Annotated in this window: 34 protein-coding genes and 2 pseudogenes; all 36 read right to left on the bottom strand. The window is 54.4% G+C overall.

The features are described from left to right. Positions 1-25: 25 nt before the first annotated feature. Positions 26-2,503: a host specificity factor TipJ family phage tail protein gene (locus FHC51_RS11080; RefSeq protein ID WP_220435532.1), complete on the bottom strand. Its 2,478-nt coding sequence runs from the start codon at positions 2,501-2,503 to the stop codon at positions 26-28. Further along, positions 2,490-2,855, bottom strand: coding sequence for an NlpC/P60 family protein (locus FHC51_RS11075; protein WP_220436681.1), 366 nt, complete (start codon positions 2,853-2,855; stop codon positions 2,490-2,492). The genes FHC51_RS11080 and FHC51_RS11075 overlap by 14 nt, the downstream gene beginning before the upstream one ends. 13 nt (positions 2,856-2,868) lie before the next feature. After that, entirely contained in the window at positions 2,869-3,339 is a 471-nt protein-coding gene (locus tag FHC51_RS11070) for a DUF1833 family protein (RefSeq protein WP_220435531.1), read from the bottom strand. Beyond that, positions 3,339-3,836 (bottom strand): hypothetical protein, encoded by a 498-nt coding sequence (locus FHC51_RS11065; protein ID WP_220435530.1) that lies wholly within the window; start codon positions 3,834-3,836, stop codon positions 3,339-3,341. Before FHC51_RS11065 ends, FHC51_RS11070 begins: the two co-directional genes overlap by 1 nt. Further along, positions 3,836-6,160, bottom strand: a complete 2,325-nt coding sequence (locus FHC51_RS11060; protein ID WP_220435529.1) for a tape measure protein — start codon at positions 6,158-6,160, stop codon at positions 3,836-3,838. Before FHC51_RS11060 ends, FHC51_RS11065 begins: the two co-directional genes overlap by 1 nt. A 56-nt stretch (positions 6,161-6,216) precedes the next feature. Then, positions 6,217-6,591, bottom strand: coding sequence for a hypothetical protein (locus FHC51_RS11055; RefSeq protein WP_220435528.1), 375 nt, complete (start codon positions 6,589-6,591; stop codon positions 6,217-6,219). Positions 6,592-6,663: 72 nt separating this feature from the next. After that, positions 6,664-7,407 (bottom strand): DUF6246 family protein, encoded by a 744-nt coding sequence (locus FHC51_RS11050; RefSeq protein WP_220435527.1) that lies wholly within the window; start codon positions 7,405-7,407, stop codon positions 6,664-6,666. A gap of 50 nt (positions 7,408-7,457) precedes the next feature. Further along, positions 7,458-8,213, bottom strand: a complete 756-nt coding sequence (locus FHC51_RS11045) for an Ig-like domain-containing protein (RefSeq protein ID WP_148399973.1) — start codon at positions 8,211-8,213, stop codon at positions 7,458-7,460. Between the two features lie 58 nt (positions 8,214-8,271). Beyond that, on the bottom strand, positions 8,272-8,655 hold the full coding sequence (locus FHC51_RS11040) for a hypothetical protein (RefSeq protein ID WP_220435526.1): 384 nt from the start codon (positions 8,653-8,655) through the stop codon (positions 8,272-8,274). Continuing rightward, on the bottom strand, positions 8,652-9,020 hold the full coding sequence (locus FHC51_RS11035) for an HK97 gp10 family phage protein (protein ID WP_220435525.1): 369 nt from the start codon (positions 9,018-9,020) through the stop codon (positions 8,652-8,654). Before FHC51_RS11035 ends, FHC51_RS11040 begins: the two co-directional genes overlap by 4 nt. 2 nt (positions 9,021-9,022) lie before the next feature. Next, positions 9,023-9,373, bottom strand: coding sequence for a hypothetical protein (locus FHC51_RS11030; protein WP_220435524.1), 351 nt, complete (start codon positions 9,371-9,373; stop codon positions 9,023-9,025). 3 nt (positions 9,374-9,376) lie between these two features. Next, positions 9,377-9,613 carry a hypothetical protein gene (locus tag FHC51_RS11025; RefSeq protein WP_220435523.1) on the bottom strand — a complete coding sequence of 79 codons (237 nt, stop codon included), beginning with the start codon at positions 9,611-9,613 and terminating at the stop codon, positions 9,377-9,379. A gap of 173 nt (positions 9,614-9,786) precedes the next feature. After that, complete coding sequence (locus FHC51_RS11020) at positions 9,787-10,188, bottom strand: hypothetical protein (RefSeq protein ID WP_163280478.1); 402 nt, start codon at positions 10,186-10,188, stop codon at positions 9,787-9,789. Between the two features lie 62 nt (positions 10,189-10,250). Further along, the gene (locus tag FHC51_RS11015; RefSeq protein WP_220435522.1) at positions 10,251-10,544 is read right to left on the bottom strand and encodes a hypothetical protein; all 294 of its coding nucleotides are present in this window, start codon (positions 10,542-10,544) and stop codon (positions 10,251-10,253) included. A 9-nt stretch (positions 10,545-10,553) separates the two neighbouring features. Then, a complete protein-coding gene (locus tag FHC51_RS11010) occupies positions 10,554-11,630 on the bottom strand; it encodes a major capsid protein (RefSeq protein ID WP_220435521.1) in 1,077 nt (358 codons plus the stop codon). A 17-nt stretch (positions 11,631-11,647) separates the two neighbouring features. Further along, positions 11,648-12,097 (bottom strand): hypothetical protein, encoded by a 450-nt coding sequence (locus tag FHC51_RS11005; protein WP_023300384.1) that lies wholly within the window; start codon positions 12,095-12,097, stop codon positions 11,648-11,650. A gap of 12 nt (positions 12,098-12,109) precedes the next feature. After that, positions 12,110-13,375, bottom strand: a complete 1,266-nt coding sequence (locus tag FHC51_RS11000; RefSeq protein WP_220435520.1) for a hypothetical protein — start codon at positions 13,373-13,375, stop codon at positions 12,110-12,112. 2 nt (positions 13,376-13,377) lie between these two features. Further along, positions 13,378-14,304: a phage minor head protein gene (locus tag FHC51_RS10995; protein ID WP_220435519.1), complete on the bottom strand. Its 927-nt coding sequence runs from the start codon at positions 14,302-14,304 to the stop codon at positions 13,378-13,380. Next, on the bottom strand, positions 14,264-15,613 hold the full coding sequence (locus FHC51_RS10990; RefSeq protein WP_220435518.1) for an anti-CBASS protein Acb1 family protein: 1,350 nt from the start codon (positions 15,611-15,613) through the stop codon (positions 14,264-14,266). Before FHC51_RS10990 ends, FHC51_RS10995 begins: the two co-directional genes overlap by 41 nt. Positions 15,614-15,853: 240 nt before the next feature. Further along, positions 15,854-16,054: a hypothetical protein gene (locus tag FHC51_RS10985; RefSeq protein WP_114387220.1), complete on the bottom strand. Its 201-nt coding sequence runs from the start codon at positions 16,052-16,054 to the stop codon at positions 15,854-15,856. A 57-nt stretch (positions 16,055-16,111) separates the two neighbouring features. Continuing rightward, positions 16,112-16,804, bottom strand: a pseudogene (locus FHC51_RS10980) (PBSX family phage terminase large subunit); the annotation flags it as partial. 2 nt (positions 16,805-16,806) lie between these two features. After that, a pseudogene (locus tag FHC51_RS10975) lies at positions 16,807-17,193 on the bottom strand (DUF2280 domain-containing protein); the annotation flags it as partial. Between the two features lie 30 nt (positions 17,194-17,223). Then, positions 17,224-17,862: a putative metallopeptidase gene (locus FHC51_RS10970; RefSeq protein WP_220435517.1), complete on the bottom strand. Its 639-nt coding sequence runs from the start codon at positions 17,860-17,862 to the stop codon at positions 17,224-17,226. Positions 17,863-17,923: 61 nt separating this feature from the next. After that, on the bottom strand, positions 17,924-18,202 hold the full coding sequence (locus FHC51_RS10965; RefSeq protein ID WP_220435516.1) for a hypothetical protein: 279 nt from the start codon (positions 18,200-18,202) through the stop codon (positions 17,924-17,926). Between the two features lie 168 nt (positions 18,203-18,370). Continuing rightward, positions 18,371-18,898 carry a KilA-N domain-containing protein gene (locus tag FHC51_RS10960; RefSeq protein ID WP_220435515.1) on the bottom strand — a complete coding sequence of 176 codons (528 nt, stop codon included), beginning with the start codon at positions 18,896-18,898 and terminating at the stop codon, positions 18,371-18,373. Positions 18,899-19,329: 431 nt separating this feature from the next. Then, positions 19,330-19,602 carry a hypothetical protein gene (locus FHC51_RS10955; protein WP_220435514.1) on the bottom strand — a complete coding sequence of 91 codons (273 nt, stop codon included), beginning with the start codon at positions 19,600-19,602 and terminating at the stop codon, positions 19,330-19,332. Next, positions 19,599-20,141 carry a glycoside hydrolase family 108 protein gene (locus FHC51_RS10950; RefSeq protein ID WP_220435513.1) on the bottom strand — a complete coding sequence of 181 codons (543 nt, stop codon included), beginning with the start codon at positions 20,139-20,141 and terminating at the stop codon, positions 19,599-19,601. Before FHC51_RS10950 ends, FHC51_RS10955 begins: the two co-directional genes overlap by 4 nt. Further along, positions 20,138-20,419, bottom strand: coding sequence for a phage holin family protein (locus FHC51_RS10945; RefSeq protein WP_156238568.1), 282 nt, complete (start codon positions 20,417-20,419; stop codon positions 20,138-20,140). The genes FHC51_RS10950 and FHC51_RS10945 overlap by 4 nt, the downstream gene beginning before the upstream one ends. Then, entirely contained in the window at positions 20,416-20,814 is a 399-nt protein-coding gene (locus tag FHC51_RS10940) for a putative holin (protein WP_061353777.1), read from the bottom strand. The genes FHC51_RS10945 and FHC51_RS10940 overlap by 4 nt, the downstream gene beginning before the upstream one ends. Positions 20,815-20,997: 183 nt before the next feature. Further along, on the bottom strand, positions 20,998-21,489 hold the full coding sequence (locus FHC51_RS10935) for an HNH endonuclease (protein ID WP_220435512.1): 492 nt from the start codon (positions 21,487-21,489) through the stop codon (positions 20,998-21,000). A gap of 208 nt (positions 21,490-21,697) precedes the next feature. After that, entirely contained in the window at positions 21,698-22,198 is a 501-nt protein-coding gene (locus FHC51_RS10930) for an antiterminator Q family protein (protein ID WP_220435511.1), read from the bottom strand. Further along, positions 22,195-22,320: a hypothetical protein gene (locus tag FHC51_RS10925; protein WP_220435510.1), complete on the bottom strand. Its 126-nt coding sequence runs from the start codon at positions 22,318-22,320 to the stop codon at positions 22,195-22,197. Before FHC51_RS10925 ends, FHC51_RS10930 begins: the two co-directional genes overlap by 4 nt. Further along, positions 22,317-22,916, bottom strand: coding sequence for a recombination protein NinG (locus FHC51_RS10920; RefSeq protein WP_220435509.1), 600 nt, complete (start codon positions 22,914-22,916; stop codon positions 22,317-22,319). Before FHC51_RS10920 ends, FHC51_RS10925 begins: the two co-directional genes overlap by 4 nt. Beyond that, positions 22,909-23,577 (bottom strand): metallophosphoesterase, encoded by a 669-nt coding sequence (locus FHC51_RS10915; protein ID WP_220435508.1) that lies wholly within the window; start codon positions 23,575-23,577, stop codon positions 22,909-22,911. The genes FHC51_RS10920 and FHC51_RS10915 overlap by 8 nt, the downstream gene beginning before the upstream one ends. Further along, positions 23,577-24,032 (bottom strand): YbcN family protein, encoded by a 456-nt coding sequence (locus FHC51_RS10910; RefSeq protein ID WP_220435507.1) that lies wholly within the window; start codon positions 24,030-24,032, stop codon positions 23,577-23,579. The genes FHC51_RS10915 and FHC51_RS10910 overlap by 1 nt, the downstream gene beginning before the upstream one ends. Positions 24,033-24,245: 213 nt before the next feature. Beyond that, a complete protein-coding gene (locus FHC51_RS10905; RefSeq protein WP_220435506.1) occupies positions 24,246-24,467 on the bottom strand; it encodes a helix-turn-helix domain-containing protein in 222 nt (73 codons plus the stop codon). Between the last annotated feature and the right edge of the window lie 761 nt (positions 24,468-25,228).

Genomic DNA, 25,228 nt, shown 5'->3' with positions numbered 1-25,228 from the left:
CCGGGTTGGGATTGTCAGGCGAGGTTTACTGGTAAATGCTGTCGCTGTACTCGGATACGGTCAGCGAGACCGTGTTATCTGTGTTGGGTTTTATGCTGTTAACTGTCCACAGCTGGCTGTCCAGCTCTTCAACGGTGGCGATCAGGTAGCGCGACGGGAGTTGCACGGTGTCGCCGTTCCAGATATTGAGCTGGATTGCCGGTACCGCCGCTGTGAAGCCGTAGGGTGTATCGCTACGGGGAGATGCCGGGTATCGCAATGTCGGGTTGCCCAGGCTGTCGGTGACCAGCACATACATAGTGCCGGAAAAGTGGATCGGCTCACTGGTATCGAAATTGTTACCGGTGCGTCCCGTGATGTAGCCCTGCTGCTGATTGCTGTCGTAGATGTCCGGCATTTGGATAACGCTGCCGACCTGGATGATCCCGTCTTCAAACACACGGGCATTCATCCTGACGCGTGAATACATCAGGCGCCGCGTTTCGCGCAGCGCACGTTCCCGCGCCTGGTACTCGTTACGGAAGCCGACAATCTCCAGTTTGTTCGGGTTCTCCGCCTCCTGCTCGACGATTACCCCGTTCAGGACCCGATAGTTGATGTAGGTCTTGTTGTTCGTGGTCGGATGAACATATGACACCTGCACACCGTCATATCCGCCAGGCAAAGTGGCCTCATACGTGATTTTGTACTCGTCCGTTTTCATGTTGGCCCGGTTGAATACCGCCGCCGGGTAATCCACCTTCTGATCGCGGGTAAACGTCAGCGCGCCATCGTCCCAGTAGGCCATTACCGAGGCGGCATTGCAGATCGCGCGCACCCGGTCACCCAACGAGTCGTTCTCGTCATCAAAGGTGTAATCGAATTGCCCAAGCCGGTCATCCGGCAGCCTTTCGGCGATCGCATACAGGCCGTACAGGTCAATGCTGCTTTCCGGCTGCGCTCCCATAACCAGCCAGGTGTGCGCCACTGCATCCGCAAATGAGCGAGACGGACGCAGCGTGTAGTCCACCGTCTGCGTCGCCAGGTCGTAAGTGATGGTGTGACGGGTTACTAGGGCGTTGTATTTGCGCTCCCGGCTACCCAGGGCATTCTCTGTCGCCCTCACTTTCACGCGTACCAGGGTGTCAGTTGGGTGAACGACGTTCGTGCGGATGTTAATGGCGTGAATCTCTTCCACCTTCAGTACTGATGCGTCACTGGCGTTGTCGGTGCGCTGGAAGCTGATCGCATATCTGCCGAAGCCGGCAGCAGGCGTCAATTTGTCCGTGCGGTAGAACACCTCGCTGGTATGGTCGTGTGGAGTGCCCTGGTAATAGGTGAACGTCTCCGTGGTGCCCGGGATCTGGTTGTAATCGTCGTCGATTTTCCAGATAACTACCTTCCAGTTGGTTTGTTTATTCCCGCCCAGACTGGACTGGGTATGCAGCCACAGCTCGGTGGATTCCACCGGCGAGAAGAACGGGCCCACTATCAGCGCCTCGTTGTCGTTCAGTATGAAAGTGGTGGTGTTAATTGTGGCCGTAGCCGGCACGTCAGAAGGGCCCTGTAAATCCCCCATCGTGAACGTGTACCAGGTGACCGGGTCTATTACCGCGCCGTCGTTGGTCTCCACCGCCGAGATAAGCGTCCCGGAGAACAGCACATCCTTCGTGACGCTGCCGGATGCCGTCGGATAGGTGACGTTGATGGTGAACGTCACCGCGTGTGGCAATACCAGACCCATGAAGTAGTCGAACTCGGCCTGCTTCACGATCTGCATGGCTATCTGACCACCGGAATACGTGCCGCTCACGACCGTATTAGCCGTCGCCGTTTCAACCGGGAAATCGTCAGCGTCGTTCTGGCCCGGAACCTCCTGACCATCCACATCATCGAAGCCGTAACCCTCGACGATCTGCGGGATGACTTCTCCAGGCTGATAAAACTGATATTCCGCGCCTGCCAGCGAGCCCAGGCTTGATTCCGAATAGCGCACCGACTCGTAGCTGTAATGCCCGATGCCGATGCACATCCACTCGGTGACGTATTTCAGGCCGCCGTCAAAATCATCCTGCCTGATGTACTCGAATACCGATTCCTGAATCAGGTCCGGAAACGAACGCACCTGGCCGTAGATGTCCGGCTTCGCCTTATACACGCGGGCGGTATTGGTCTGCCCGGTCAGGCTGTTGTTCGGCGAATCGACGGTGTTGCCGCCGGTGTTCGCGATGGCCGGCTTCGGAGCAAGGAAGGAGAACACCTGCCCGACCACCTTGAAGATTGGACTCAGGATGTCGCCGATAATACCCTTTGGCTGGTCGAACAGCTGGATAACGTCCATCTCACTCAGCTCAAAATCCAGCTGATCGTCATCACCCAGCGTAACGCCATTGCGCACGATGAGCAGATCCCGGTGCAGGTTGCTGTCGTTCTCCGTAAGCCAGGAATAAAAAAGGGTGCCGTTTGGCACCCTGTATCGTTCTTTTGGCGTTCCGGGGAAGCGCTGCAGCTCAATCAGAGCCATATTCGAAATACTCCACTCTGGTGAATGCCCGCTGGATAACCAGCAACGAGTCCATCCGGACGCTTCCGCCCTCGCCCCGCGCGTGCAGCGCCTGGCGTTTCAGTACCAGGCCGACATGCGCAGGCTGCGAGCCCTGATAGCCGACGAAAATCCCGCCCTCAACCGGTTTGTCGGCCGGGCGCCAGAACGTCACATCACCCTGATAGCAGGTGAAGAAGTCAGCCCCGGCTTCGTAGTCCGGCGTCTGGTGCAGTTCAGTGCCAAGGACGTGGCGGAAGTACAACACCACCAGGCCCCAGCAATCGACCCTCTCGAACGAGCAGGCCCGGTTAGACCATGGCACGCCGATCATCCTCCGGATAAAATCAGAGGTACTGCAGGCCGGTGTATTCGACAGGGTCATATAGCCTTCCGATATTGTTGTTCAGCGGGTTCGTCATGGATAACGTGACCGAGACGCTGTCCGTGTCGATATCGACGGTTTTCACGTATAGCTGCCATGATTTAATCGGGGCCGATACGTCAGCGCTGTCGAATATCTGCCGTGTGGCGGTGATGGCCGTCAGCCGGGCTGCGCCCTTCCACTGCTTCATCAGCGCTTTCACATCTGCCGACAACCGGCCCAGCTTCACCGTCGCGTCGATCACCGGCGTACCGCTCTGCTGACTCTCTTCGATTTCGAACCTGGCTGGCGTGTACACCTGCCCGCCAAGTATCTTTTCGAAGAACTGCTTATTGACCAGGCGGACATAGCCAAACGAGTGGTGGTAGAACGTGATGGTGTCGTACAGGCCGCGCGTCGGGCGCTGTTGTCGATATTCACGGTAACTTGGCATCAGGGAACCCTCGGCAGACTCTCCGGATCGCGCCCGTCCGGGTAACCGGTAACGATGATATCCAGCCAGGTATTCCAAGGTGGCGGCAGCTCTACAATGATGTCGTCGAACTCGTCATCAGCGTTATACAGGCGATTCGCGATCACCGTGCCCGTCCAGGTCACAACCCCGCCATCAATGCTGGTTTGCACCGGCATCTGCGTGAAGTGCAGTTCCTGCATCTGGAGGCCACTGCCTCCGATATTAACCGGCATGCGGAACCAGTTCAGGCCACGGTTGAGGTAGTTCGGACTGCGCAGCCACTGCTGGAAAGCCTTCTCCTGATCCAGGGTGAAAATCCAGGTAAGTGACCAGGTCACCTTCAGGTCATCAGTCTGGTTCTGGAAGATTGCCGGTCCGACTGCTGGCTGGTCAGTCAGGAACCCGGTATCCAGCGTCATATTCTTGCTGGCCTTCTGCGCGAGCGGCAACCAGCCAGGGTAATCAATTATTGCCATTAACTTTGACCCCGCGGCGTGCGCTTAACGTTGAAATTACCCGTTATACCCTGGCTAATTGGACCGCCGTTATTAAGGTCAGCCACAATTACATCGACGGTTACCCCGCCATTTGCATCGGTTCCGGCCTGCGCATCAACAGAGGATGACGTGTAATTCTGGATGTTGATGACCACCCCACCGCCACCGGCCTGCAATTCCTTGTTGCTGATGACCTTGCCATTATCGCCCGGTATCATGTACTGCTTCCCTGTGCTGGCCCGGTATATCTCCGGCATGCCACCTTCGCCGACCTGGTACATCCCGCCAGCGCTGACTGGACCGCCGTTTTTGCGCTTGCCAGACAAGGCTGCAACTGCCGCCACCGCTCCGAGACCAATAGCCACCGCACCGCCGAATGATGCAATGGATGACATGATCGCCGCCGGTGTCCACGCTGCTGTGGTCGCCGCAGCTGCTGTTGTGCTGGCTGCGGTCTGCACCCCGATACCTGAAACCTGGGCAGCTGTGGTTGCTGCAATGGCTGCCTGCTGTGTTGTGGAGCCCATGATTGCTGCCTTCGCCCACTCCATACCCATCTGGACGAAGGTATTGATGACGCTGTTCAGAACGGTGCTGCCGATCGAGCGAAGGGCATCTGATGCTGACATGCTGCCTGTAATAATGCCTGTCAGGGCGTTGGATGCGTTATTACCAAAAGCCTCAAAGGCGGCAGACGCTGCTTGCGTCGCGGCATTCTGCTGTGACCACTCTTCCCACATCGCCGCGTTGCGCTGATCCCTGTATTGCTGCTCGATAGCAGCGCGGGCTGCCTCAGCCTCGGCAACCTTTTGTGGATAGAGTTGAGCGTACTGATTCAGATCGGCCATATCCTGCTGATACTGGCTATCAATACCGGCCGTCTTGCTTGCTCGCCCCTGGATGGAACTGAACTTATTGGCCGCATCAGTTCGCTGCTTCTCAGCCTTAGCCTGCTCACGCAAAGCATTTGCGTTATCCCATGCTTTGGCAGCGTACTGCCCGGCCAGCGCAATCTGGTCCTGAGTTGCATCCTTGCCCAGTGATTGCTGGGCGTTGAGTATTGATTGAGCCCGGGATAGTTCGCCAACGCTATTGGCTGCCAGCTCAGATTTCTGCTGCAGTTCGTCCAGTTTTTGGTTAACCGACTCTTGAGCTTTTGCGTACTGCTCAGCCTCTTTCTGTGCCGCAGACTTTCCGCCTTTCGCTTTGCTGCCAGTAGCGGTGCCGGTCGTTTTAATCTCGATCGGCTTTGTGTTAGCGGCGTTCTGGGATGCCTTGGAAACAGCAGCCAGATCGCCAACCAGCATGGCGGCCTTATTGCTCAACCCGGCAAGCGCCTTATTTTGCGCCTCCCAGCCGTCGAGACCCAACCATGACCAGGTACGCGCCCGGCGCGTGAACATTTCAGCCGTGCTATTCAGATCTGATATCTGAGCATCTGCCGACGCCGCTTTTCCTACCAGTCTGTCGAGCGCAGCTGTCATTGAATCGATAACCGCCGCCAGGCCACTACTGGCACCGGTTGCCTGGTTAACTGAGTCAATCATCGAAAGGAAAGAGTTGGTCAGTGCGGTATTGGCCTGCGACAGTGTACGCGGCAGTTTTTCGAACTCAGAGTTGACTGAGCCAGTTTGTTTCTGGATAGCATTGAGTGCATCTTCTGCCGTCAGTTTTCCATCCAGCATCAACTGGCGAAGCTCTCCAATGCTTACTCCCATCCCTGTAGCAATCTGGCGCGCCAGTTCAGGCATTTGCTCAAGAATGGAGTTGAACTCCTCCGCCCGCACGACACCAGAAGATATCGACTGTCCGAACTGACGGAGCGCATTCGCCATTTCCTCGGATGACGATCCACCGATACGGCCGATTTTCTGGAGGGTTTCTGTTAGTTGGATGATCTGACCGTTAGTCGCACCGGTATCACGCAACGCTGTGCTGAGGGTTTCCCATAACTTCGCGGTATCCTGCAGCGAACCGCCCGTGGACGAACTGATACGCATCAGGCTTTGCATCGTTTGTGATGCGGCCGCCGCGCTGCCCGTCAGCCTCTCAATGCGCGCGTTTAGCTGGCTCATGTTGTCAGCAGCAACGAGGAATGCCTTACCCCAGTCAACAACGAGTGAAGCGGCTATAGCTCCGGCGACGCGGTTGATATTCGTCTGCAGCTCATCCATCTTTTTGGCTGCTGTTGTGGCAGAGTTGCCGATTGAGTCGAGTGACTTATTGGCCTTTCCCTGCGCCTTCAGCAAGCCAGAAACATCGGCCTCGATGTCGTAATAAATCTCGCCTGCTTTTTCAGACATCACTTTTCTCCAGGCATAAAAAACCCACCGAGAGGTGGGTTAGTTATTCGTGTCGTTTATTGGCATCGTTCGGTATAGGCTGGCGGTGGCGGCGTTTCGCGCGAACTCAGGAAATGTTCGCCAAGCGTGTAATCGACGCCTTTCGAGAACAAACCTTTCGATTTCATGTTCAGCTCAACGAAGAATGGGTGAAACCCTGCATAGGCCCCAAAACCGTTCTTGCCGTTAATTTCCCCGCAAACTATAGCAAAGACCAGGCCCTCGTCAGCATCCATCATTTTTGCAACTTTCACGTTGCGGAATTGCGCACTGCTTGGATCAAGCAGGTTTGCTGAAACTTCTGATTGCGCCAAAGAAATTGCCTTTTCTTCACCCGGCTTGCAGCCAGCCAGAACCAGCGGAATAGCCAAAGCCAAAAGTATTTTCTTCACTCTTATCCCCTGAGTTTTATTGTCGAGCCATATTACGCGCGGTCAGGCGATTACGGTACATTCATTATTAACTCAGGCCGCTTTTTTTGCTGATTTTTCGCGCTCAACCATTTCCTGCCAGCGGCGATCGTCATCGTCCATAACAGCGTCGTACTCTTCCCTGGTGAAGCCTTTCTGGTCAGGATATTTGGCGTTAAGCATCATGGCAAATTCGGTCATGGTAAGGTTTTCAGCCTCTTCCCTGCTGATCCCGAAATGGTTTCTCGCCGCCATGATGTATTCCGTGGCATGAAACTCCGGCGTCGTTTCCTTGCTTTCGTGCTTCTGCAGTTTACGAACCTTCGCCCGGCCGATTATGCCATGCATGATCAGTGACTGAGCTATCAGAATCAGGTTCTCCGGCGGCAGCGCGCCACGGCGCCATACAAACGCTCGCCGTCCAGTACGTGATGGCTCATGCCAGCCTGTCAACTCTGAAACGTCCTCGTCACAGCATGACTGAATGACGTTAATAGCCGAGAGCAATGCCTCACGCACAAAAGCGGCAGAACCTGCTGCATCCAACGCCCAACGTGGCAGCGAAACGTCACCGAAATAGTGGGCGTAAAATCTGCGCTGATGCTCTGGTATCGCACTGTGAATATCTCGCGCAGCCTCAAGCATCTTCGCGACGTCGTCATTAAACAGCGCATAGAAAGTGCGGACGATATGCTCTGGTTCACCGATCCGCGTCATGTTACGGAACGATGGCCGGAAGAAATATTCACGCTCTCCAGCACCAATCATGCACTCGCCAATCTCTTTCAAGGGTGTCATATCGTTCTCCATAACCAGTATCAAGGGCAGCACGCCGCCCTTTGTAGTGATTACGGCGCGGCTGTCACGGTAACAGCGCAGGTATCGGTGAAGTCACCGTCAGCAGTGGTAGCCGTAATAGTCGCGGTGCCGGCGGAGACGGCCGTTACCAGGCCGGTTGAGCTGACAGTGGCGATAGAGGCCGCCGAAGTCGTCCAGGTGATCGCCTTGTTAGTCGCATCGGTTGGCTGAACTGCGCCGCTCAGCTGCTGGGTTGCGCCAACGACCAGGGAAGCAGTTGCAGGGGTAACTTCGACGCCAGTGGCCGCGATGGAATCAGCGACTTCAAACACAACGGTGTCGGCGTCATATACCTTCCACTCGCCGGAGAACGTGGAGATATCGTTGGTTCCGAAATCACCAGACCATGACGTTGTGTTCATGTAACCCTGGATGTAAGTACCGGCGTTCTCACCAGCGAAGTCGAAACGCACCCACAGGTTAGGCTGACGGCCTGCCTGAACTTCGTCAAAGATGTACTTCGACAGACGCCACGCGCCGATCTCGTTATCTTTATCAGATTTGCGTAACTCCCCTTCACCGGAGATCGTCAGATCCATGTTGTTGACCAAGTTTTCCACCAGCCCTTTAGCATCATCAGCTTCGGAGTTAATGGTGTTCATCGAATAGTCGATACCCTTGGTCGTCATAGCGCCGAGACGCTTCCACTCAGAAAGCGCTGGCACTGCGTCGGGGCAGCCAAAGGCCATGCGTAGCACAGCTACTTTCCCGATCAGCTTGCCAAAATCATTAGCACAGCCTTGCATGTGTACCTCTCAAATAAAAAAGGCCGCCGGATGGCAGCCTGATGGGTTGGTGATTGGGTTATTCGCCGTAAACGCACATGAACTGGAGTCGGAAGACCAGGCGCCCCTCTTCGGTCAGGATAGGTGTAGGCATATTGCCGAGGTTTTGAATCAGGCCAAGGCATTCGTCGGCAATGTCGTTCTGTTCGACGTAATTGATGATTTCCTGAGCCTTCTCAGCGGCTGCGCGGCGCTTATCTTTGGCGGAGATGACATCCACCAGCACGTAGTGGTCAGATCCGAGGTCATTTCGGATGTCGGTACCGCCGTTAGGCCGGAACACGATGAATGCGTCGGTTAACTTGGTTGTGTCGTCCCATGCCAGCATCTGAACAATGAAGCCAGTGTTAAGCCCGGCATCAACGAAGTAGTTACGCACGCGCTCATACATAGGAGGTGTCATTTTGAAAGTTCCCTGAGTATTGCCGCTTGCATCTGGTTTCTGGTCTCATTCATGCCAAGAGTAAGAAATTCCTTTTTGGCTGTAGCTCTGCGGAATGTTTGCGGGACGTCTGGATCGTGGACATAAACAGCGTAGTTTGCTGAATAGCCAACCCTGCCAGTCACGACAACACCTCTAACCTCAACCTCGCGATACTGGCTGTTAATTAAGGTTGAAATGTTTATCGGGGTGTAAAGTGCTGCCCGATCTGCTCCGATAATCAACGCCGCATGCATGCCCCTGACAAGGTCCCGCCTCTGGACATCCTTCATGATGCGATCAAGGTTTCTCTTTGACTCCTTAATCCCTCTGGTTTTGATGCCCATGGCTACACTCCCGTCAGGATGGCGTAATCATCCGCCAGGCGCTCGAACGTGTCGGCGTATCGTATAACCTGCCGCACCTCGTCGGCACCGGCGACAACCGGGTCAGCTTCTGTCGATACGCCAATCAGCAGGTAATCACCCGCAGCAGCCAGCGCGAACTCAGTCCAGACAGTGTTCTTAACGACGATTTCAGATCCCAGGCTGGCTAACTTCTTGCTGAGCCCACCTTCGTAATCACAGAGGATTTGCTCAGGTTCGGCATAACCAAGCGGATCGCCGTATTCGTCATTGCCTTCCAGCTTTCGCCAGATGGTCGCTGTAGCGGTGTATGACCAGTTTGCTGTTGCCGACACTGGTTACTCCTTTGGCGCCGTAACGCGCTCAATCTCAAACCACTCGATATTCAGCGCATTGACCTGCTGTCCTTTACCGACAGGCACGAAAAGACCTATTACATCACCGCTCTCCAGCTGCAAATACCGCTCAATGACGATTGGTGAAACCACTGTCTCGCTGAAAGTTTTAACCTCTCCAGCAACGTGAAAAACTACCGTCACATTCAACGCGCTAATCATGCTTGTTACAGTTGCCATATTTCACTCCTTCCACCTCAGCACCTTCGCACCAGTCGCCCTGATGCGCGGGCAGTTGATGAACCACTCACCATCCGATTTCACGTAGCCGGTAGTTTCCCGCCCGGTGTCGGTCATCACCCAGACGCGGGTGAAATACCGTGGTAGGCTGTGCTTAACTGATTTGTACGTCATCACTTATCCCCGCACATGCAGCCGCCCTTACCGATCCAGATACCAGCGAATGCCGGGGCGGCGGTAGGGTCAGCAGGAATAAGGGCAGTGGCGCAGCCGTACTTATCCAGCCCGCGCAGCAGGTTCACTGATGCTTTCCAGCGGTCGGTGAACGACTGGTACCGGAAAGAGCGCGACGCCCCGCTTGGAGCCGTCTGGCTGGAGATGTATTTATCCCCCTGCCCGAGCCCCATAAGCGCCAGCAGATAGAGCTGAATCAACAGCGATGTCGATGCAGGATAATGTGCATCGAGACACTCCTGAATACTGTTGGCCTGGTCGACGAGAGCCTGAAGAACAAAATCGGGAATGGTAATTCCCTGGCTCTCCAGATACTCCTTCGCCTGTTCGAGAGTTACCATTATCGACTCCGTGAAATACCCCGCCGGAGCGGGGCATAAAAAAACCGCCTTAGCGGCGGCTGTTATTCAGCAGGGAAAAGCTTTTCGAGTTCGCCATCCGGCAACAGCTCACTGAGCTTTTCAGCGCCCAGGTTGCCTTTGAACTCAATGCCCAGTTCAGTAAGGCGCCCCTGAATAATCTCTTTGCGCGATTTCTCACCGGTACCGGCATCAGGCGTCGACGGGGTAAGTTCTCCGCCTGCCTCACCATTCATGAGCCGGACGTTAGACTTCAGCGCCGGGTGAAGCTCTTTCAACTCCACCACCTGCCCTACCTTCACGCCGAACCACGCGCGCACAACTTCGTATTTAGCCATGCTGTTTCCTTACGCCAGGTTAGCGCCGTAGACAACACCAGACAGGCCCTGATCGTCTGCGGTGATTTGCAGACCCTCAGCAGACATGATCTGGAAGTTGTAGTTAACGTTAGGGAGTGGACGCGGCAGGGGCACAACGCCGACAGCCATACCAACCAGTGGGGAGATCACGTCACGACGACGAACGTACGCGATAAACTCGTTACCGGTCAGCGCGAAGCTCATGCGGATTTCTTTCACCGGTGCGAATGGAAGAACAGCCTGCAGGAGAGTGCCGCTCACCACACCATTGACTACGTACGGCTGAGCCATATTTGCCCAGATCTCAGAGGAAACCCACATCACATCATACTGAGCTACTTTGTTGGTGCGTGCGGTGGTACCGAATGCTCCTTTACCAAAGAACTCAAAATATTGAGTTGTGGTTGCGCTGGTCAGGTCGATGTTCGCGCCACCAGCACCAGATCCGAGGTTAATCTTCTTGGTGTTGCGGTGGTTCTTGATGCCCTGCGCCGGATAGGACTGAACCTGAATTTTTGAATCGCCGTTCAGGTAGTAGTTGACGCGCTTCTGGTTGAACTTGCGCATCTTCGCCATCTGCGAATCCAGCACCAGATCAATGCCTACAGAGTTCAGGCCAGCGGCATGACGCCAGTTAACACCGTAGCCAGCAGTGAACACCGGAATCGGGTCGCCATCGCTCGCGTAGTCAGTGTGGTCGAAGGAGAATGGCGCCTGACCATCGATGCTTACTGACACGTCGTCAGCGATATCGCCTACCACGTTATACAGCTTGGCGGTTTTACCTACCGGCAGCACCGTCTGAACTCCGATCAGGTCGTTCACGATTTCCATGCCAACTTCCTGATCCCGAAGTTGCAGCACCTGGTTGTCAATCTCAGCCCAGAAGTCACGGGAGAAACCGCCAACGGCGTTACAGGCCAGCATGTCAGGCGTCATGATTGCGCGGTTAGCCGCAATGATGGAATCGTTCTGTAGGTTCCACATGTTGCGGTTTGCCCACAGCTCACTCCAGTGCCCGCCAAGGCGGGAGTTAGTCGCCAGCGTCTCTTTTGAGAAGTACATATGTTTTTGTCCTTTTGTTACGCGCCAGCAGCGGCGGCAGTGCCAACGCGCATGCGCACGCGGATGAAGTCGGTGGTGCTGGCCGCGATGGTGTATTCATCCTGGCTGTATCCGATCACTGAATCAGTGTCATCGGTTGCCAGGGTAAACTGACCGGCAGTGCCCAGCTTGATCGGGCTGTCTTTTTTATACGCACCAGGCAGGCAGCGTAGCGCCAGCTCACGACCTTCTTCGACGTAGTTACCTACTGCCGAATCCCCGGCAGGGATTTCTTCGGTGATTGTCAGGCCCTGGTGGTAACCGACATCGATGATGTACAGGCGTCCGGTTAGCGCAGTGGCCTGAGCGAATTTATCGGATGAGTTTATAGTTGCCGCAGTACCAGGAAGCAGCGCTGCTGCCGTAGTGCGGGTTTCGGTCTTGTACAGAGACTGACCGTCGATATTAACGCGACGATAACGTGGCATTATTCCGGCTCCTTACTTGAAGTGTTCGTCTGCGGCAGGTGCGCCGGTTTCTTTGTGCTGCTGTGCATTGTTGGTGCCCAGCGGAGCAGCTTCGCCCAGCGACTTGAACATTGCATCCAGAGCTTCGCCAGAAAGCGCGTTGGCCACGATGTCGCCATGGACCTTAGCAACCGCATCACGCTTTGCTTTCTCTTCGGCACGGGAGTTGGCGGTCAGGGTTTCCGCGAGTTGCTTCTGATTGGCCTGCAGCGCATCAACCTTTTCCGCGAGAGGCTTAATAGCCGCTTCAGTATTGGTCGCAACAGCCTGGCCGATCATGCTGCCGATTTGTTCCAGTTCTTCTTTGGTTAAAGGCATGTCGCCCTCCGTTTTGTGGTTTGGTGCAGGCTGTTCCTGCGGTGTGAATAGAGCTTTGAATTTGTTAGCGACGACGGCCACCCACGACTCCTGGCGCGCTACTGCGGTGCCAGCATCGTCGATAGTGATCTTCCCGCCATCAGCGGAATAACCGTAAACCTGCGCATCTCCGCCATTTCGCACGATAACCACCTGCGAGTCGGTAAAGTCAGCAACCCAGGCGTATTCATCCGCGCCCGCCGCAAACTTCGCTTTCGCTGCGCGATCGAGACGCTGTTCGCGCTCACGGTAGGATTCACCCACCAACGCGCCTGAATTAGCCCTCAAAGGCTGCGCGAGGTCTGCGTTGACCATCAGGCCCACGCCCTGCTCTGGTGTCGCCGCGCCAACCTCATGCAACAGAATGGCGTCATGGTCCATGCTGTGAATCTTCGCCACCCACTCGGCGCCCGTAGCTCTCTGTTGTTCGTTAGGCTCAAGCTGGTCGAGGAAAGCGGCGACACTGGTATGAATGGGCGGAACGTCTTCGCCGCGCTCAATGGCAGCGACACGCTCAAGAAGCTCCCTTCCACCTTCCGACTCATTAGCGCGAGCCACATCAACCCACTTTTCGAGGTAGATGCGATTACCGGACTTCTTGACGTTGCGGTTCCAAGCGCCGATATGGCCTGCGTTAATCCCCTCTGGGGAGAAAGCAGACACGAACTGACCGTTAACCTGAGGGTGGCCCAGCGGCGCCAGGGTGCCTTCCAGCCCCTTATAGTGGGCGTCGATTTGCTCTTGCGTGTACAGCCCGCCATTCATGACGACGTTCGCCGGAAGTGTGTAACTCGGCAGCACCAGATGCTCGCGACCGTTGTATGTTTCGCGCCGGATAGACTGGCTGTTCACCTTCGTGGTGATGTTGACCTGCATAGGCATAGTTATTTCTCCGCCCAGGCGTAACCGCGCGCCTGCATCGATTTATATTCCTGTTTGAGTTTCGTGATGGTGTCCGGGTATTCCGGCTTACCGTCCGCATCCACCAGCACCGACTGCTGGCTGCATTTGCAGTTGATGGAGTTGCCATCCTTGCTGTACCAGTCACGGACCTCTTCATTGGTGTAGAGGTGGGCATGGCGCACTGCGTGGGTATGACGGGTTGTCGGTGACAGCGCCGAGATGTGAACAAGCAGCGTTTTCAGGCCGTAGAGGTCGTTCGCCTCCTGGTCTTCATCCCACTTAGCCCGGCGCAGCGCGGTGGTCACTTCTGTACGCGCGATTCTGTTCGCCCGGCGTTTCTCGATGCCGGTCTGGTCTGTCAGGTTGCGGGCAATATCCAGCGGATTGAGCCCGCGCCCCACTCCATCAGTCAGCACGCGCGCCATGTCGCGCTTAACGTCAGCTGTCAGCCCCTTCATTTCCTCAAACACACGGGCATGCACCAGCGCCATGCGTTGCTGGTACGGGTCGCTTGCGAGGATGGACGCCAGTGATTCGCGCCCGGCGGCATACACCGGTGACTGCTGGCTGAGGTTGTAGTACGACTGCCCGGTCCCTTTCTCCGATGCCAGATCGATGTACTCGTAAAACCACAGGTCGTAATCGCTACCTTCAAGCAGCACCTGATCCACCAGGTAACTGGCATCATTCAGGATGATGGAGAGTAGCGTTGGGTTTAGCTGGTATTCGTATCTGGCGTTTACTGCGAGGGAGGAAGGTATTTTGTCGAGTGCTGATTTGTACGCTTTGCCAATCTTATTCATTCGCCTGGCGAAGTCTTTCATTGCCCGGCGTTCCAGCGCATCGGCTCCGGTCGGATCCTGGTAGTTACGCGGCAGAATCGGTGGCTTCGTCTTCTTCGTCGCCATCCTCTTCTCCTAAAGGCTCTTCGTCATCATTGTCATAGCCCGCAGCCGTGCGAATCTCTTTACGACTGAATGCTGGCTCTTCGCCGCTGCCCTGCATGGTCTGGTTAATCTCGCCCATTGTCTTGGCGTTAGTGAGCTTCTCAGTACCGGTCTGTTCGTTCAGGTCATCCCAGATAACAGCCTTCTGGCTGACTGAGTCTACGATTTGCAGATCGATAAGCTTGTCGCAGAAGTCTTCTATTTCGAATGACAGGTCACCGCGGCGTGACTGGCAGCGACCGTTAAAATACTTCTGATCTTCTGTACTCGAGCGCTCAGCCTGCTGATTGCCAACCAGTATGCGCGCCGGGATGTCTACCCCAGCTGAAGCGGTTTGTAGGTTGACGTCGTAAGTAGGCCCAGGGTCTGAAACAGCAGATACCATTGAGGTAACCTGCGCGCCCTGGGTGATCAGGAGTACATCGTTACCAATATTCAGCTCTCTGGCTGCTTCGTTATAGCGCTCCTGAAGCTCATCTACCGATACGCCATACAACGAAGCCAAATTAGAAAAGTCGATGTCCTTTTCAAAGTTGATTGCCTGCTTGTTTGAGGCATTTTTCAGGAACGATTCACCGGAACCGCCCTCTACCTTTTCGAGACTGACAAAGGCGTTATAAGGTGGCTCAAGGAAGCCAATTGCATCATTCGAGTAGTCGCCCAAGATGAAGACGCGATCAGGATGCACAAAGCGCTGATTCGTCCCGCCATTTGGCAGGCTCTCAACGTATTTCCACTGCTTTGGCTGGCCGTAATCTGCCGATTTCTGGTCAGTAAACCACTCGCTGACTGTTAGTGACCCAGCCCATGCGATCGTAACCTTTTTTAGTGACTTCCCAAGAACAACAGGCTGGTCCCAAGTTCTGGAATCATTGATGTGCAGTAAGATTCCAGCATAACGTCCGACCAGACGGCGGCGATCTGCTTCAGCAAAGGCCCGCCATAGACGCTTTGTGAAAACCTTTTGGGTGTTCTTCTCCCAGGCAGTTTCATCCTTACTCTCGTCGGCATCATCACCCTCGATTATTTCCGGGTTAGTCTGCCAGCACTTGCCCACCAACTTCTCTACTGCGCCGTGGGCTATGCCACCGCGGCGATACAGGGCGTAGAGGTTTTCGTAGGTTACCTGCTCAGGGAAGCCGTATTCGCACCATGCGGAATGGCGCTTATTGTCCAACCCCATTGTTGGCGCCATCAGCCCCATTCTGGCGCGCGCCATCCGCGCATCGTTCAACGCATGGTTGACGGCGAGAGTTAATTTGTCAGTCATGGATTGTCCGTCAGCGTTTGATCGGCGGGATTTTTGGCCCCTTTGCCGGTGTGAATGATTCAACCTTTCTTATCATCAGTGTGCGGCAATGCCGTGGTATGTAATTCAGCGGCATGACCCTTTCGAATTTGATGATTTTCCCGCAGGCGCAGCACCAGTATTCAGTCATAAAGAGTCCTCATCACTGAATTTATGGCAATAAAAAAGGCCGCCGGAGCGACCTTTGAAAAAGAATTGGGCTTACAGGCCCTCTTCTTGCATCCGTAATTTAAATTCTTGAGCCATAATTTCTGCTTCTGCATACAAGGCGCCAGAATCTTTATCATATGTTGCTTTATCAACAGCTCTTGAGACAAAAACCTTCTTGCCCGTTTCTGGATCAACGTATTCAAACGTGACGACGATTTGTGGACGTCCATCATCTGTATCGAACTGTTCCATAGTATCTCCTTAGTTTTGTTCAAGAAGATAATCGGCACGGATAAGCTAATACTTAATTTAATTTCTCAATCTTTTCGGAATCATCATCCCTGCCATTTGGCCTTTGCGCTTAATGTGTCCGTCAAGGCTGTAGCGAATCCCGTCCCAGCAGTGCTCGTAACCATCTGCTAGCTTCGGCAATACCTCGCCGGTGATGCGGTCCGTTTTGTACGACCACATACGGGCCTCTCGCGCCACGTTCTTGCAGCGCGGATGGATAATGATTTCGTCGAATCCGCGAAGGTGCGCGATTCCGTCCTCAACGCTTCCCTGCCATTTCTCGGCGGCTGCGATGTTGAAGCCCTGCCGCTTGAGATAGCTGATTGTCTCTGGTCGAGCGGAGTCGGCCTTGATGGGCCAATCACGCGATCCGGGAATCGTGTCGTACAGCTCTGGCATGTGGTCGAGCTCTGTCTGCTGACCGTATGCCTCGTATTCGATGTACAGCCGGTTGTGCAAGATGAACGAACGCACCAGCGTGTTAGGGTCTTTGGCGAAACCGAAGTCGGCACCGAAGAAAAGGCGATCGGCCTCTTTCCATAGCTGGTCCGAGAATTCAGCAATCCGGTATTTACCGGCCAACACCTGCTTATCGGAGTTTTCGAGGTAAGCCCCCTCCCACACCCATGCGTATGTTGCCGGATCGAGGCGGCGCTGATCGTTCTGTCGCTCACCTTCCAGCACGTCCGGGAACCACGGGTTATCCGTGTGCTTGTATGCTCGACTTTTTGGCGATTGGTGTAGGCATCGCCCATTTCTTTTGCGGCCTGCTCGATAAGCTGCGAGGTCATTCCGTAGTTCTTCATCTTTTCAGCATTGGTCGCCATTCGGTCGAGAACGCGCAACCGGTACGCTTTATTTGCGATCGGGATGTCACCGATCTCATTCTGGAATCGTTTACGGGTAGCGTTGAACAGGTCAATCCACTTCTGGCTCAACTTGGCCGCCATTGCGTTACCGGGCGTATACTGCGACACCTGCTGCCGTGATACATCGATGCCATATTCAGCCTTTACAAGCTCAATGACTTTTACCGGGGTCTCGTAGCAGGCGAGCGATTGAACGATGAAGGCTTTAACCTCTGTCGATAATGCTGCCATCGGTTACCTCCATGACAATCCTAATAAAGCCTATGCCAGTTTCAACATGCACGTCCCGCATGACCTGGCTATATCAATGTGAGCTACTTCCGCTGGCGCATTGGCCGCGTCCACCAACTCCTGCACATCCTTGCTGGCACCGTATCGACGTACGACACCAACGAACTCTTCGACGTCGTGGCCGCGTAGTGTAAGCACTGGCTGCCCGGTCTCTTTGTTGAACTTCGCCGCGCCGAAATCATCGGTGTCCTGGGCGATGTGGTAAAGCTCATGCTCTACCAGGGCGCAGAACTCAAGGTCACTGCACTGTGAGCAGTAATCGGCTGCCAGTGTGATGATGTACTTCGGGATGCGCCCGAACCATTCATGCATCTGCTGTTCCATCCGAGCCTTCTGCCATCCTCCTGCGCGGAGCATTACCTGCTCAGCCTGCCCCAATACATAGCGACCTTTCTTCGCAAACGAGTCGGACGCCCACATGAAGCAGAGATCCGCGTCAATCAGGTGAGCATGATCTGGGTTGTGAATGCTGCCTTCGTCACTGAGGATTTGGCGGTTAATCCACTCCAGCACCTCGTTGGCGGGGATCAATCTGGTGTATGGCTGCCAGTTGTCGCCACCAATGAAGTTAACCGGCGGATATGGCCTGCGCTCATCATGTTCAGCCATTGGTTAACTCCAGTGTTTGCTATGCCCATGGTGATGGCAATAAAAAACCGCCCGGAGGCGGTTACAGTGTTTTGTATGGCTTAGGCTTGGGGTCGTTATGCATGATGTGAGAGCTAATAACAGCGTCGCTTGGCCTGCGCCCGTTAACTCCAATCAGATAAACCTCGTCATCCACTCGGAACTCAAAGACCTGATACTCCACATCAGTGATGTTTGCTACTCCGCCAAGCATTCCGCGAGCCTTAAACTGACAGTCAGGAACCTTTACCACTTTCCCAACTTCTTCTGTAGGCCAAATCTCGCCAGGCCGCCCATCGTCAAACAGAACTATTGTCAGCATACTCAACCCTCTTGAAGTAGACGGTTAATTATACCAAAGACAAAATAACCAATGCAAACCAATAACTTATGTCAACCACAATAAAAAATGAGATATTCGCCACCATTATCAAGCGCCCCGGGTGAGACGCTTTGGAATGGCTACTCCGTCGACGCAATTCTGCGTTGGCTAACCTGCTTTCGCTTCCATCAGCGTGACCATGTCAGGATCCATCTGGCTGACGATCCGCTCACGAGCGCAGTTGAGAAGCTTCTTGCGACCGCCAACTCCCCACTTATTCATCGCCCGGGCGCAGGCGCTGACTTCTTTGGTCTCATTGGCGATCAGAAGGTCAAGCCGATTGAGGCGAGACATATTGCTGATGCCGCTGAGTACCGCTTCCCGGAAGGTGTTGTATACCCGGATTTCAAATTTCGGACTCAGCCACGCCGCATATCGAATCGCGAGTAATTCCAGCCCCCAAACGCCTGATTCCGTACCGCCCTTAACCACCCGGGTCGAAGCTATTTTCGTAGCTTCGGTCAGTTCGTCAGCAAAGCGCCTGATCTGTGCGCTTTTGATGAAGTTACTTGGACGCTGTGATTCAGTGGCCTCCCCATTGGAGACCGCTGCTGCATGCAGGTCGTTGAGGTTATAACGGCCATCGTCATCTACTCGAACGGATACGCCGTTTACTGCAACTGTTGGGTATGTCATTGCGATTTACCTTTTAGAAAGTGAGCCTGTTCGCACAGAAAAGCCGCCCCGAGATGGTCGCCACCATATACGGCAGTTCTCAGGCTCAACTTTCTGAAAGACTCGGGATTTTTATGCGCTGCGATGCGCGTTTTTACTGCGGATATAAAAAAGCCCCGCATTCGCGAGGCTGATGTTGCTCTTTGCTGACAACTAATTCTTCGTGCGGGGTGTCATGGCAGCTGAGGCGAGGCTCCGTTATTTCTCTATGCTTAAAGTCCAGAGGAGAGACTGTGTCAGAGCCTCAGGGATGAGGTTCTATTCTCGGGCAGTTCGCCTGCCACGATTTGTTGTGCGCCAGGATGTCTTTCTTCGTCTGGCGGTCCAGCACATCCCAGTCGTGGTCTGTGGCGTAGATAGGCCTTATCCAGTCGCAGCCAGTGTCGATGACTTCAACCTTTGCGGGTCCAGTTTGCACGCAGCTCACGATCAACATCGTCATCAGGCATATGGTTAACAGTCTGCTGAACATTGCTGGCCTCCCGGGTTACTTCAACGCGGCGCTCTGCAGCTGCTTTGGTGGCAGCGGCGCTCTCGTCGGTGCGTTTCTTTTCTGCCTCTGCTTCGGCCTTTTCCCGGCCACGCATACCGCCAATACCAAATGCGGCCAGTACCAGCATTATGGCGAGCCCGATTCCGGCCAGGATAGCTTTCAGTCTGGTCATAGGCTCACGCGCTCCCGCATCCAGCCATAGGCGAATGACTCGTTAGCTGGTCGCTGCTCTGCCAGTTCGAGATATCTCTGACCCTGGCTGCAGTTGATGGCGCGGAGCAATACCACCTCCCCTTCACTGCCGCGTTTCGCCAGGAAGGATTTCAGTGCGCTAATGCTGCGCGGGCCAATCTGACCGTCGGCGATCAGGTCGGGATAGAGCTGCTGCTGGTTGTTGAATACATTCAGCCAGCGCTGGAACCACTTCACCTGTACCGATGGTCCCATGTTCACGCCAGTATCGCAGAGTTCGGCGGCGATGACCGGGGAGACAGTTGCAACCTGGTCAAAGCGAGGGCCATACCAGTAATCGGCCTCGAGGATGTTGAGGGCCTGATCGCGGCTCAGGTCACGCATATCACCAGTATAACCGTGGGCGCGGGCCGTTGCCTGAGTAATCCCCCAGTTCGTCGGGCCGCCTTTGTCATCCGGATGATTCACATAACCGCCCTCTTTGCCGAGGATGGCGTTGAAGATGTCGTCTTTGGTCATTGCCCGGCCTTCTGGAATACTTTGGCTAGATTGCCGCGGGAGCGCCACACGGCGATGCAGATAGCGATGTTCAGCATCAGCTCGCCCGGGTCAACCTGCAGGTATTTGCCGTAGAGGATGCGGAATGCCGTAAAACCGGCGGCGAGGATCATCATGTACGCCATCCACGCCACGGCAGGACGGTGTCGCTTTCCACTCTTACTGAAGAACAACAGCCTGATGGCGATAAGCGCGCAGATAATGGCGTTTACATCAAGAACGATGGTTTGCCATGTCATTTACCTTCCTCCTCCAGTCCCGGCATCTTCCCCCGTTTTGATTTGGCGAGGATACGAAGCAGGACTGCGACAGAGATGGAAGCGGAAACCAGCGCGCCAATATTCGGGGATACCTCGATACTCACCGGTGGCTGCAACAGGCCAAGGGCGGTGTTAATCACCCCGGCCAGTATCTTCGCCATCGGTACCGAGAAGAACACCCCGCCGACAAAGCTGATGACGGCGAACAGGAACTGCTTCCACAGTTGGTGTGGATCGGATGTCAGAACGTACATTGCTGCGCCAGCCAGCGCGCACAGCATTACGCCGGGCGTTGCCTCGGGGAACAGAGATGCGAACGTCACTCCGATTGTTGCGGACGTGACACCGCCAGCAATGGTTAGAGGTTCAGACATAGGTGGTCCATGTGTAGAGAAGGCCGTCAGACACGAGGGCTACGTGGCATCTGAGGGTGATTGTCTGCGGCCTGAGTAAAAAAGGCGGGTTCTGGTCCGCCAATCGATGGGTGCTGCGTTGCGCTATGCGCTTATAGTCCCAGGTAGTGTATGGGGTTGTGTTTGGCCGGTGCTGATATCAAATCAAGCTACGCATGCACCAAAATGAATAATTTCGGCCTGCTTTCTTGCCTCAATAGCTGATTCTTTTTGTGTGAACATGCCCAGGGAGAATCTTTTCCCATTTGAATATATTTGGGCATGCCACTTACCCGCTGACTTATTCCAATACACTCCGGTCACTCCAGAGCTATTCAATTTGCTAGGGGCTTTGTTGATGATGTTTTCTCGCCTTGTCGCAAGGCGTAAATTACAGATCCTGTTATCAGCTTTATCTCTGTTTACATGATCTATTTCCAGATTAGGCCATGACCCATTAACATAAAACCACGCCAGACGGTGCGCCAGATAAAGCCTTCCATCTATGCGTATTTGAAGATAACCAGCCTTGTCGGGGTGACCTGATGTGTCGCCTTTACGAACCCTTTGCCTATCAACTTTCCAAGAAAAAATTCCTGTTTCAGGATCGTAATTTAGTAACTCAGTCAGTCTGAGATGTGCTAACTTTAATTTCATGTTGATGGCTCCTTGACGGCTATCGACAAAAAGCCCCGGCAACGTTGACGCGTTCCGGGGCTTTGTAATTTATGCTGGTGTAACTTGATTTTTCTTAGCCCATGAGAACTAGGGCATAAAAAAACCCAAGGCGATAAACCTCGGGCTTGTTGTTCTTATAGGTCAAACGCAAATACGGCAACCTACACTAAATATTCTGCTCATTTGTTCATTGAAAAGCAAGCACGTTGTGATATTTATTTGCTATTTTCCTCACACTTTCGCGATCGTTAAACGCATTTTGCAGAGGCTGGTACAAGCAGAACAGCGCAGCGTTGATGACATCCTTCACTTCCCGGCGGATGGTTGAGATACTCGGGCGTTTATACTGGTTTCCGGCGCGGGTCTTCATCAGGCGCGGTTTGCTGACGGCATGCTGCCATGTGGCGATGCGGATCTCGCTGGAGTTGCAGACGTAGTAAGCGAAAATTACCCGCCAGGCGTTTTCGTCGATGTTCTTCAGGTAGTGGCGCAGCACTGCGTCGATCAGCATGCCGTCGTCGTCGCTACATACCGGGCGAGATGCCTGCTGAGGCTCTACGGTCGCCATAAACTTGGCGATCATGTTAACCATCGCCTTGTCTATCTTGCCCGTCTGAGACCATGCACCCCACAACTGGAGCCACTGATCAATCCACTGATGCTGCTCTTTGGTTAATTCCAGTTTCATGCTGCGGCCCTCTCTGGCTGTTTGGTTTTGGTCTGCTGGTTCTGGCTGTGCTTTGCTACTGGCGGCATCTTGGCGCGCATGACGCTTTCGGCCTGGTATCTGGCTATCTGATCGCGGGTCATGCTGCCTCCTGCTGTTTCAGTTCTTTGAGTTTTGCGCGGTACTCGTCGCGGATCCTGATGTAGTCGTCGCGTTTCCATTTCGGTAATTCGTGCGGGCCCATCAGGACATCAAAGCGGGCTTGGCCGATCTTGGCGATAAGCGCTGGCTGATAGGCGGTCAGGTTGCCTGAAAGGTGGTTATTACAGGGGGCGCACTGTCGATGACAGTTGTCTTCATTGAAGCGAAGCTCTGGGTTAGCACCAGTCGTGCGGAAGTGGCCGGCATGATACTGACCGTAGTGATAACGACCGCAGCTGATACATGGCTGATGCCGATCCCGGTACCGTATAAATTCATTGAAGGCTTGCTGTGCCTGGTCGCGGAAGTAACTTAGCGGCTTAACCTCAAGGCGTTTTTTGGCCTGCCGATCCCTACTCTCTTTCTCGGCCTGATGCTTCTCCCTGATGCGCTTCGCCTCAGCCTTAATCTTCTCCTTGGCACGCAGCTCCAGCGCGTAGATAGCGCCGTGAGCCGGGCAGCACCAACGGATGTTGTCGTATTGGGGGATGAACCACTCGTTGCATACCTTGCACTTGCGGCGGGCCGGCTTACGCATGGGCACCGCCCTGCACCTGCATCATTGTCAGGTTCCCGCAGAACACGGCACCGGTATCGATATACATCTGGTTGGCGTATTTGACGGGTTCGCGCGCCGGGGTGTGACCGAAGATGAACAGGTCCGCGCCTTTGATTTCCCGCACTACACCATCGTGAGAGTCGCTGATGCGATCGCGATTCCAGATGACCATTTCCTCCGGCACTGGCTTGTCGAATGCGTATTCGTTGTGCGGATAGTCAGCGTGGCAGATGACTACCTTCCGGTCGCCGGTCACCAGTTCGATAATCAGCGGTAGTTCGGCCGCTTTGTGAGCCAGCGCCTTAGCCAGAATCTCTTTGTCGTAGTCCAGATAGAAGAACCAGCCGCCGCCGTTTGCCACCCAGTGATTAACGTTGCCATGCGCTGACAGGCCATCAATCATCATCTGCTCATGGTTGCCACGAACGGCCCGGAACCATGGCTGATTAATCAGATCCAGGCACTCCACGTTTTCGGTGCCGCGGTCGATGAGGTCGCCAACGGAGATAAGCAGATCCTGCTCCGGGTCGAAATCTACCTTGCCAAGCTGGGTCATGAGGTTCGTGTAGCAGCCATGCAGATCGCCGACTACCCAGATATTGCGCCAGTCAGCGCCGTTGATGCGTTGATAGATGCTCATTAGGACTCCTGCTTATCGCGCAATTGTTGGAATTCACAGCCGTTCGGGATAGTCAGCGACAGGCCAAACTGAGCGCACCACGCTTCGACTTTGCACAGGAAGATATGCATCTCTCCGGTATCGAGTTGAGACGTGTGACGAGGCTCCCAGGTGGTTTCCTTTGCGCCGGTGATGAAGTCGGTGTAGGTGACCTCCTCGCAGCCGAGGTAGGTCTTTTTGAGGTTGCGCTTAACCCACTCAGGGGTAGCGTCAGTGCGGCCGGATTTAATCAGGTATTCGCTGATTTCCTGGTACCACATGTGACTGAGTGCGTTCTGCGACAGGCTGCGCTTCTCGCGCCACTCTTTGACCTGCAGGCGTAGAGGTTTGCCGGTAGCGAGTTGCTCCTGCAGCATCTTGCCGATAGCCGCGAAGTTGCCTGAGTGCAGCTTGATGCCGCATTGAGGGATGTTCATACGCCACCTCCGAGAGGTAACGCAGAATGCAGAAAATCGCCGGTGCATTTCTGCATCGGTGACAGGTGAAGATGTTCAGATTGTGGTCGCATATAACGTCCCCATTATATGCGCAGGGGACACCGGGTGTTCAGGCCGGTGCGTTGTTATTATCGCTCGTTGAGTCTGAATTATCAACGCGAGAAAAAGGCCTCCGGGGAGGCCTGATTGTTGTTACTGCGGCGCTGCCTGCTCAACATCTTCGGCTATAGCGATCACGTCCGAAAGCCGGACATTAAGCGCGTCTGAAATGCTCTGCAGACTGGACAGTCGCGGGTTGCCGTGAATGCAGGAATAAAGAGTTTTACGGTTAACGCCCATCTTATCGGCCAGCCCAGAGATGGATAACCCTCTCTCCTTTGCCAGTGCCTGGATGGTCGCGGATAGAGACGTCATTTGGCCTCCTTTGGCATGCTTTTGCAAAGCTGATGCCACCGGCTCAGCGCTTCCTCTCTGTTTCTTTCCAAGAATTTCTCCGCGCACTCCCTGTTGCAGAACCTATAAACTTTCCATTGGTCCCAGAATGAAGGGTATGACTTCATGAGTACCCTGATCCGCTTCCTTCCGCAAAACTCGCACAGGCTAAATAGCATCACCCATCCCCCTTCTTCGCCGCCCAATAGTGATTGGCTGCGTCTGTTTCTCTTGCCCACCCAAAGATGAGCATTACTGGTATCGCCACCAAAAAATAACGCTCAGGGAAGTGGTGCATAGCAGCCGCTCCGGCCATAAATGGAAGTATTGCGGCTGATGCCTTTCGTCCGTACCATGAGAATGAACACATCGTCACTTCACCTCCTGCTGCGGTGCTGCTGGCATCTGCATCTTCCGTTCATCCGAGGTAACGATTAAACCAGTACACTTGAATCGTCGCGTGGTATCTTCTGCGCAACCTAAAGACTCAAATTGTCGATTGGTATTGTCGACATCATGCACAGGTTCGGCACCCTGAAGCGTGGCGGCGCGGCAGGCGCTCCATGCCGCCCACATATCGTTGATATGGTCATCGTCATAGTGATTCGGATGCACGTTCGTGAAGAAGTGTTACCAACGGTGCAAAACTGATCCACCCCAGCGGTTGAAAATTGATCCAGGGGTTAATCTGCTCCTCTGAATACAGGGGAGCTTATGATCACTTTTGAGATTCGTATGGAAAT

The sequence above is a fragment of the Leclercia sp. EC_58 genome, assembly GCF_019584355.1.
GTDB lineage: Bacteria > Pseudomonadota > Gammaproteobacteria > Enterobacterales > Enterobacteriaceae > Enterobacter.
This window is presented reverse-complemented; position numbering and strand designations above follow the sequence as displayed.

Coding starts and splice junctions, on each gene's coding strand:
- FHC51_RS11080 (WP_220435532.1), bottom strand. CDS start 2,503: ATGGCTCTGATTGAGCTGCAGCGCTTCCCCGGAACGCCAAAAGAACGA.
- FHC51_RS11075 (WP_220436681.1), bottom strand. CDS start 2,855: ATGATCGGCGTGCCATGGTCTAACCGGGCCTGCTCGTTCGAGAGGGTC.
- FHC51_RS11070 (WP_220435531.1), bottom strand. CDS start 3,339: ATGCCAAGTTACCGTGAATATCGACAACAGCGCCCGACGCGCGGCCTG.
- FHC51_RS11065 (WP_220435530.1), bottom strand. CDS start 3,836: ATGGCAATAATTGATTACCCTGGCTGGTTGCCGCTCGCGCAGAAGGCC.
- FHC51_RS11060 (WP_220435529.1), bottom strand. CDS start 6,160: ATGTCTGAAAAAGCAGGCGAGATTTATTACGACATCGAGGCCGATGTT.
- FHC51_RS11050 (WP_220435527.1), bottom strand. CDS start 7,407: ATGACACCCTTGAAAGAGATTGGCGAGTGCATGATTGGTGCTGGAGAG.
- FHC51_RS11045 (WP_148399973.1), bottom strand. CDS start 8,213: ATGCAAGGCTGTGCTAATGATTTTGGCAAGCTGATCGGGAAAGTAGCT.
- FHC51_RS11040 (WP_220435526.1), bottom strand. CDS start 8,655: ATGACACCTCCTATGTATGAGCGCGTGCGTAACTACTTCGTTGATGCC.
- FHC51_RS11035 (WP_220435525.1), bottom strand. CDS start 9,020: ATGGGCATCAAAACCAGAGGGATTAAGGAGTCAAAGAGAAACCTTGAT.
- FHC51_RS11025 (WP_220435523.1), bottom strand. CDS start 9,613: ATGGCAACTGTAACAAGCATGATTAGCGCGTTGAATGTGACGGTAGTT.
- FHC51_RS11020 (WP_163280478.1), bottom strand. CDS start 10,188: ATGGTAACTCTCGAACAGGCGAAGGAGTATCTGGAGAGCCAGGGAATT.
- FHC51_RS11015 (WP_220435522.1), bottom strand. CDS start 10,544: ATGGCTAAATACGAAGTTGTGCGCGCGTGGTTCGGCGTGAAGGTAGGG.
- FHC51_RS11010 (WP_220435521.1), bottom strand. CDS start 11,630: ATGTACTTCTCAAAAGAGACGCTGGCGACTAACTCCCGCCTTGGCGGG.
- FHC51_RS11005 (WP_023300384.1), bottom strand. CDS start 12,097: ATGCCACGTTATCGTCGCGTTAATATCGACGGTCAGTCTCTGTACAAG.
- FHC51_RS11000 (WP_220435520.1), bottom strand. CDS start 13,375: ATGCCTATGCAGGTCAACATCACCACGAAGGTGAACAGCCAGTCTATC.
- FHC51_RS10995 (WP_220435519.1), bottom strand. CDS start 14,304: ATGGCGACGAAGAAGACGAAGCCACCGATTCTGCCGCGTAACTACCAG.
- FHC51_RS10990 (WP_220435518.1), bottom strand. CDS start 15,613: ATGACTGACAAATTAACTCTCGCCGTCAACCATGCGTTGAACGATGCG.
- FHC51_RS10985 (WP_114387220.1), bottom strand. CDS start 16,054: ATGGAACAGTTCGATACAGATGATGGACGTCCACAAATCGTCGTCACG.
- FHC51_RS10970 (WP_220435517.1), bottom strand. CDS start 17,862: ATGGCTGAACATGATGAGCGCAGGCCATATCCGCCGGTTAACTTCATT.
- FHC51_RS10965 (WP_220435516.1), bottom strand. CDS start 18,202: ATGCTGACAATAGTTCTGTTTGACGATGGGCGGCCTGGCGAGATTTGG.
- FHC51_RS10960 (WP_220435515.1), bottom strand. CDS start 18,898: ATGACATACCCAACAGTTGCAGTAAACGGCGTATCCGTTCGAGTAGAT.
- FHC51_RS10955 (WP_220435514.1), bottom strand. CDS start 19,602: ATGACCAGACTGAAAGCTATCCTGGCCGGAATCGGGCTCGCCATAATG.
- FHC51_RS10950 (WP_220435513.1), bottom strand. CDS start 20,141: ATGACCAAAGACGACATCTTCAACGCCATCCTCGGCAAAGAGGGCGGT.
- FHC51_RS10945 (WP_156238568.1), bottom strand. CDS start 20,419: ATGACATGGCAAACCATCGTTCTTGATGTAAACGCCATTATCTGCGCG.
- FHC51_RS10940 (WP_061353777.1), bottom strand. CDS start 20,814: ATGTCTGAACCTCTAACCATTGCTGGCGGTGTCACGTCCGCAACAATC.
- FHC51_RS10935 (WP_220435512.1), bottom strand. CDS start 21,489: ATGAAATTAAAGTTAGCACATCTCAGACTGACTGAGTTACTAAATTAC.
- FHC51_RS10930 (WP_220435511.1), bottom strand. CDS start 22,198: ATGAAACTGGAATTAACCAAAGAGCAGCATCAGTGGATTGATCAGTGG.
- FHC51_RS10925 (WP_220435510.1), bottom strand. CDS start 22,320: ATGACCCGCGATCAGATAGCCAGATACCAGGCCGAAAGCGTCATGCGC.
- FHC51_RS10920 (WP_220435509.1), bottom strand. CDS start 22,916: ATGCGTAAGCCGGCCCGCCGCAAGTGCAAGGTATGCAACGAGTGGTTC.
- FHC51_RS10915 (WP_220435508.1), bottom strand. CDS start 23,577: ATGAGCATCTATCAACGCATCAACGGCGCTGACTGGCGCAATATCTGG.
- FHC51_RS10910 (WP_220435507.1), bottom strand. CDS start 24,032: ATGAACATCCCTCAATGCGGCATCAAGCTGCACTCAGGCAACTTCGCG.
- FHC51_RS10905 (WP_220435506.1), bottom strand. CDS start 24,467: ATGACGTCTCTATCCGCGACCATCCAGGCACTGGCAAAGGAGAGAGGG.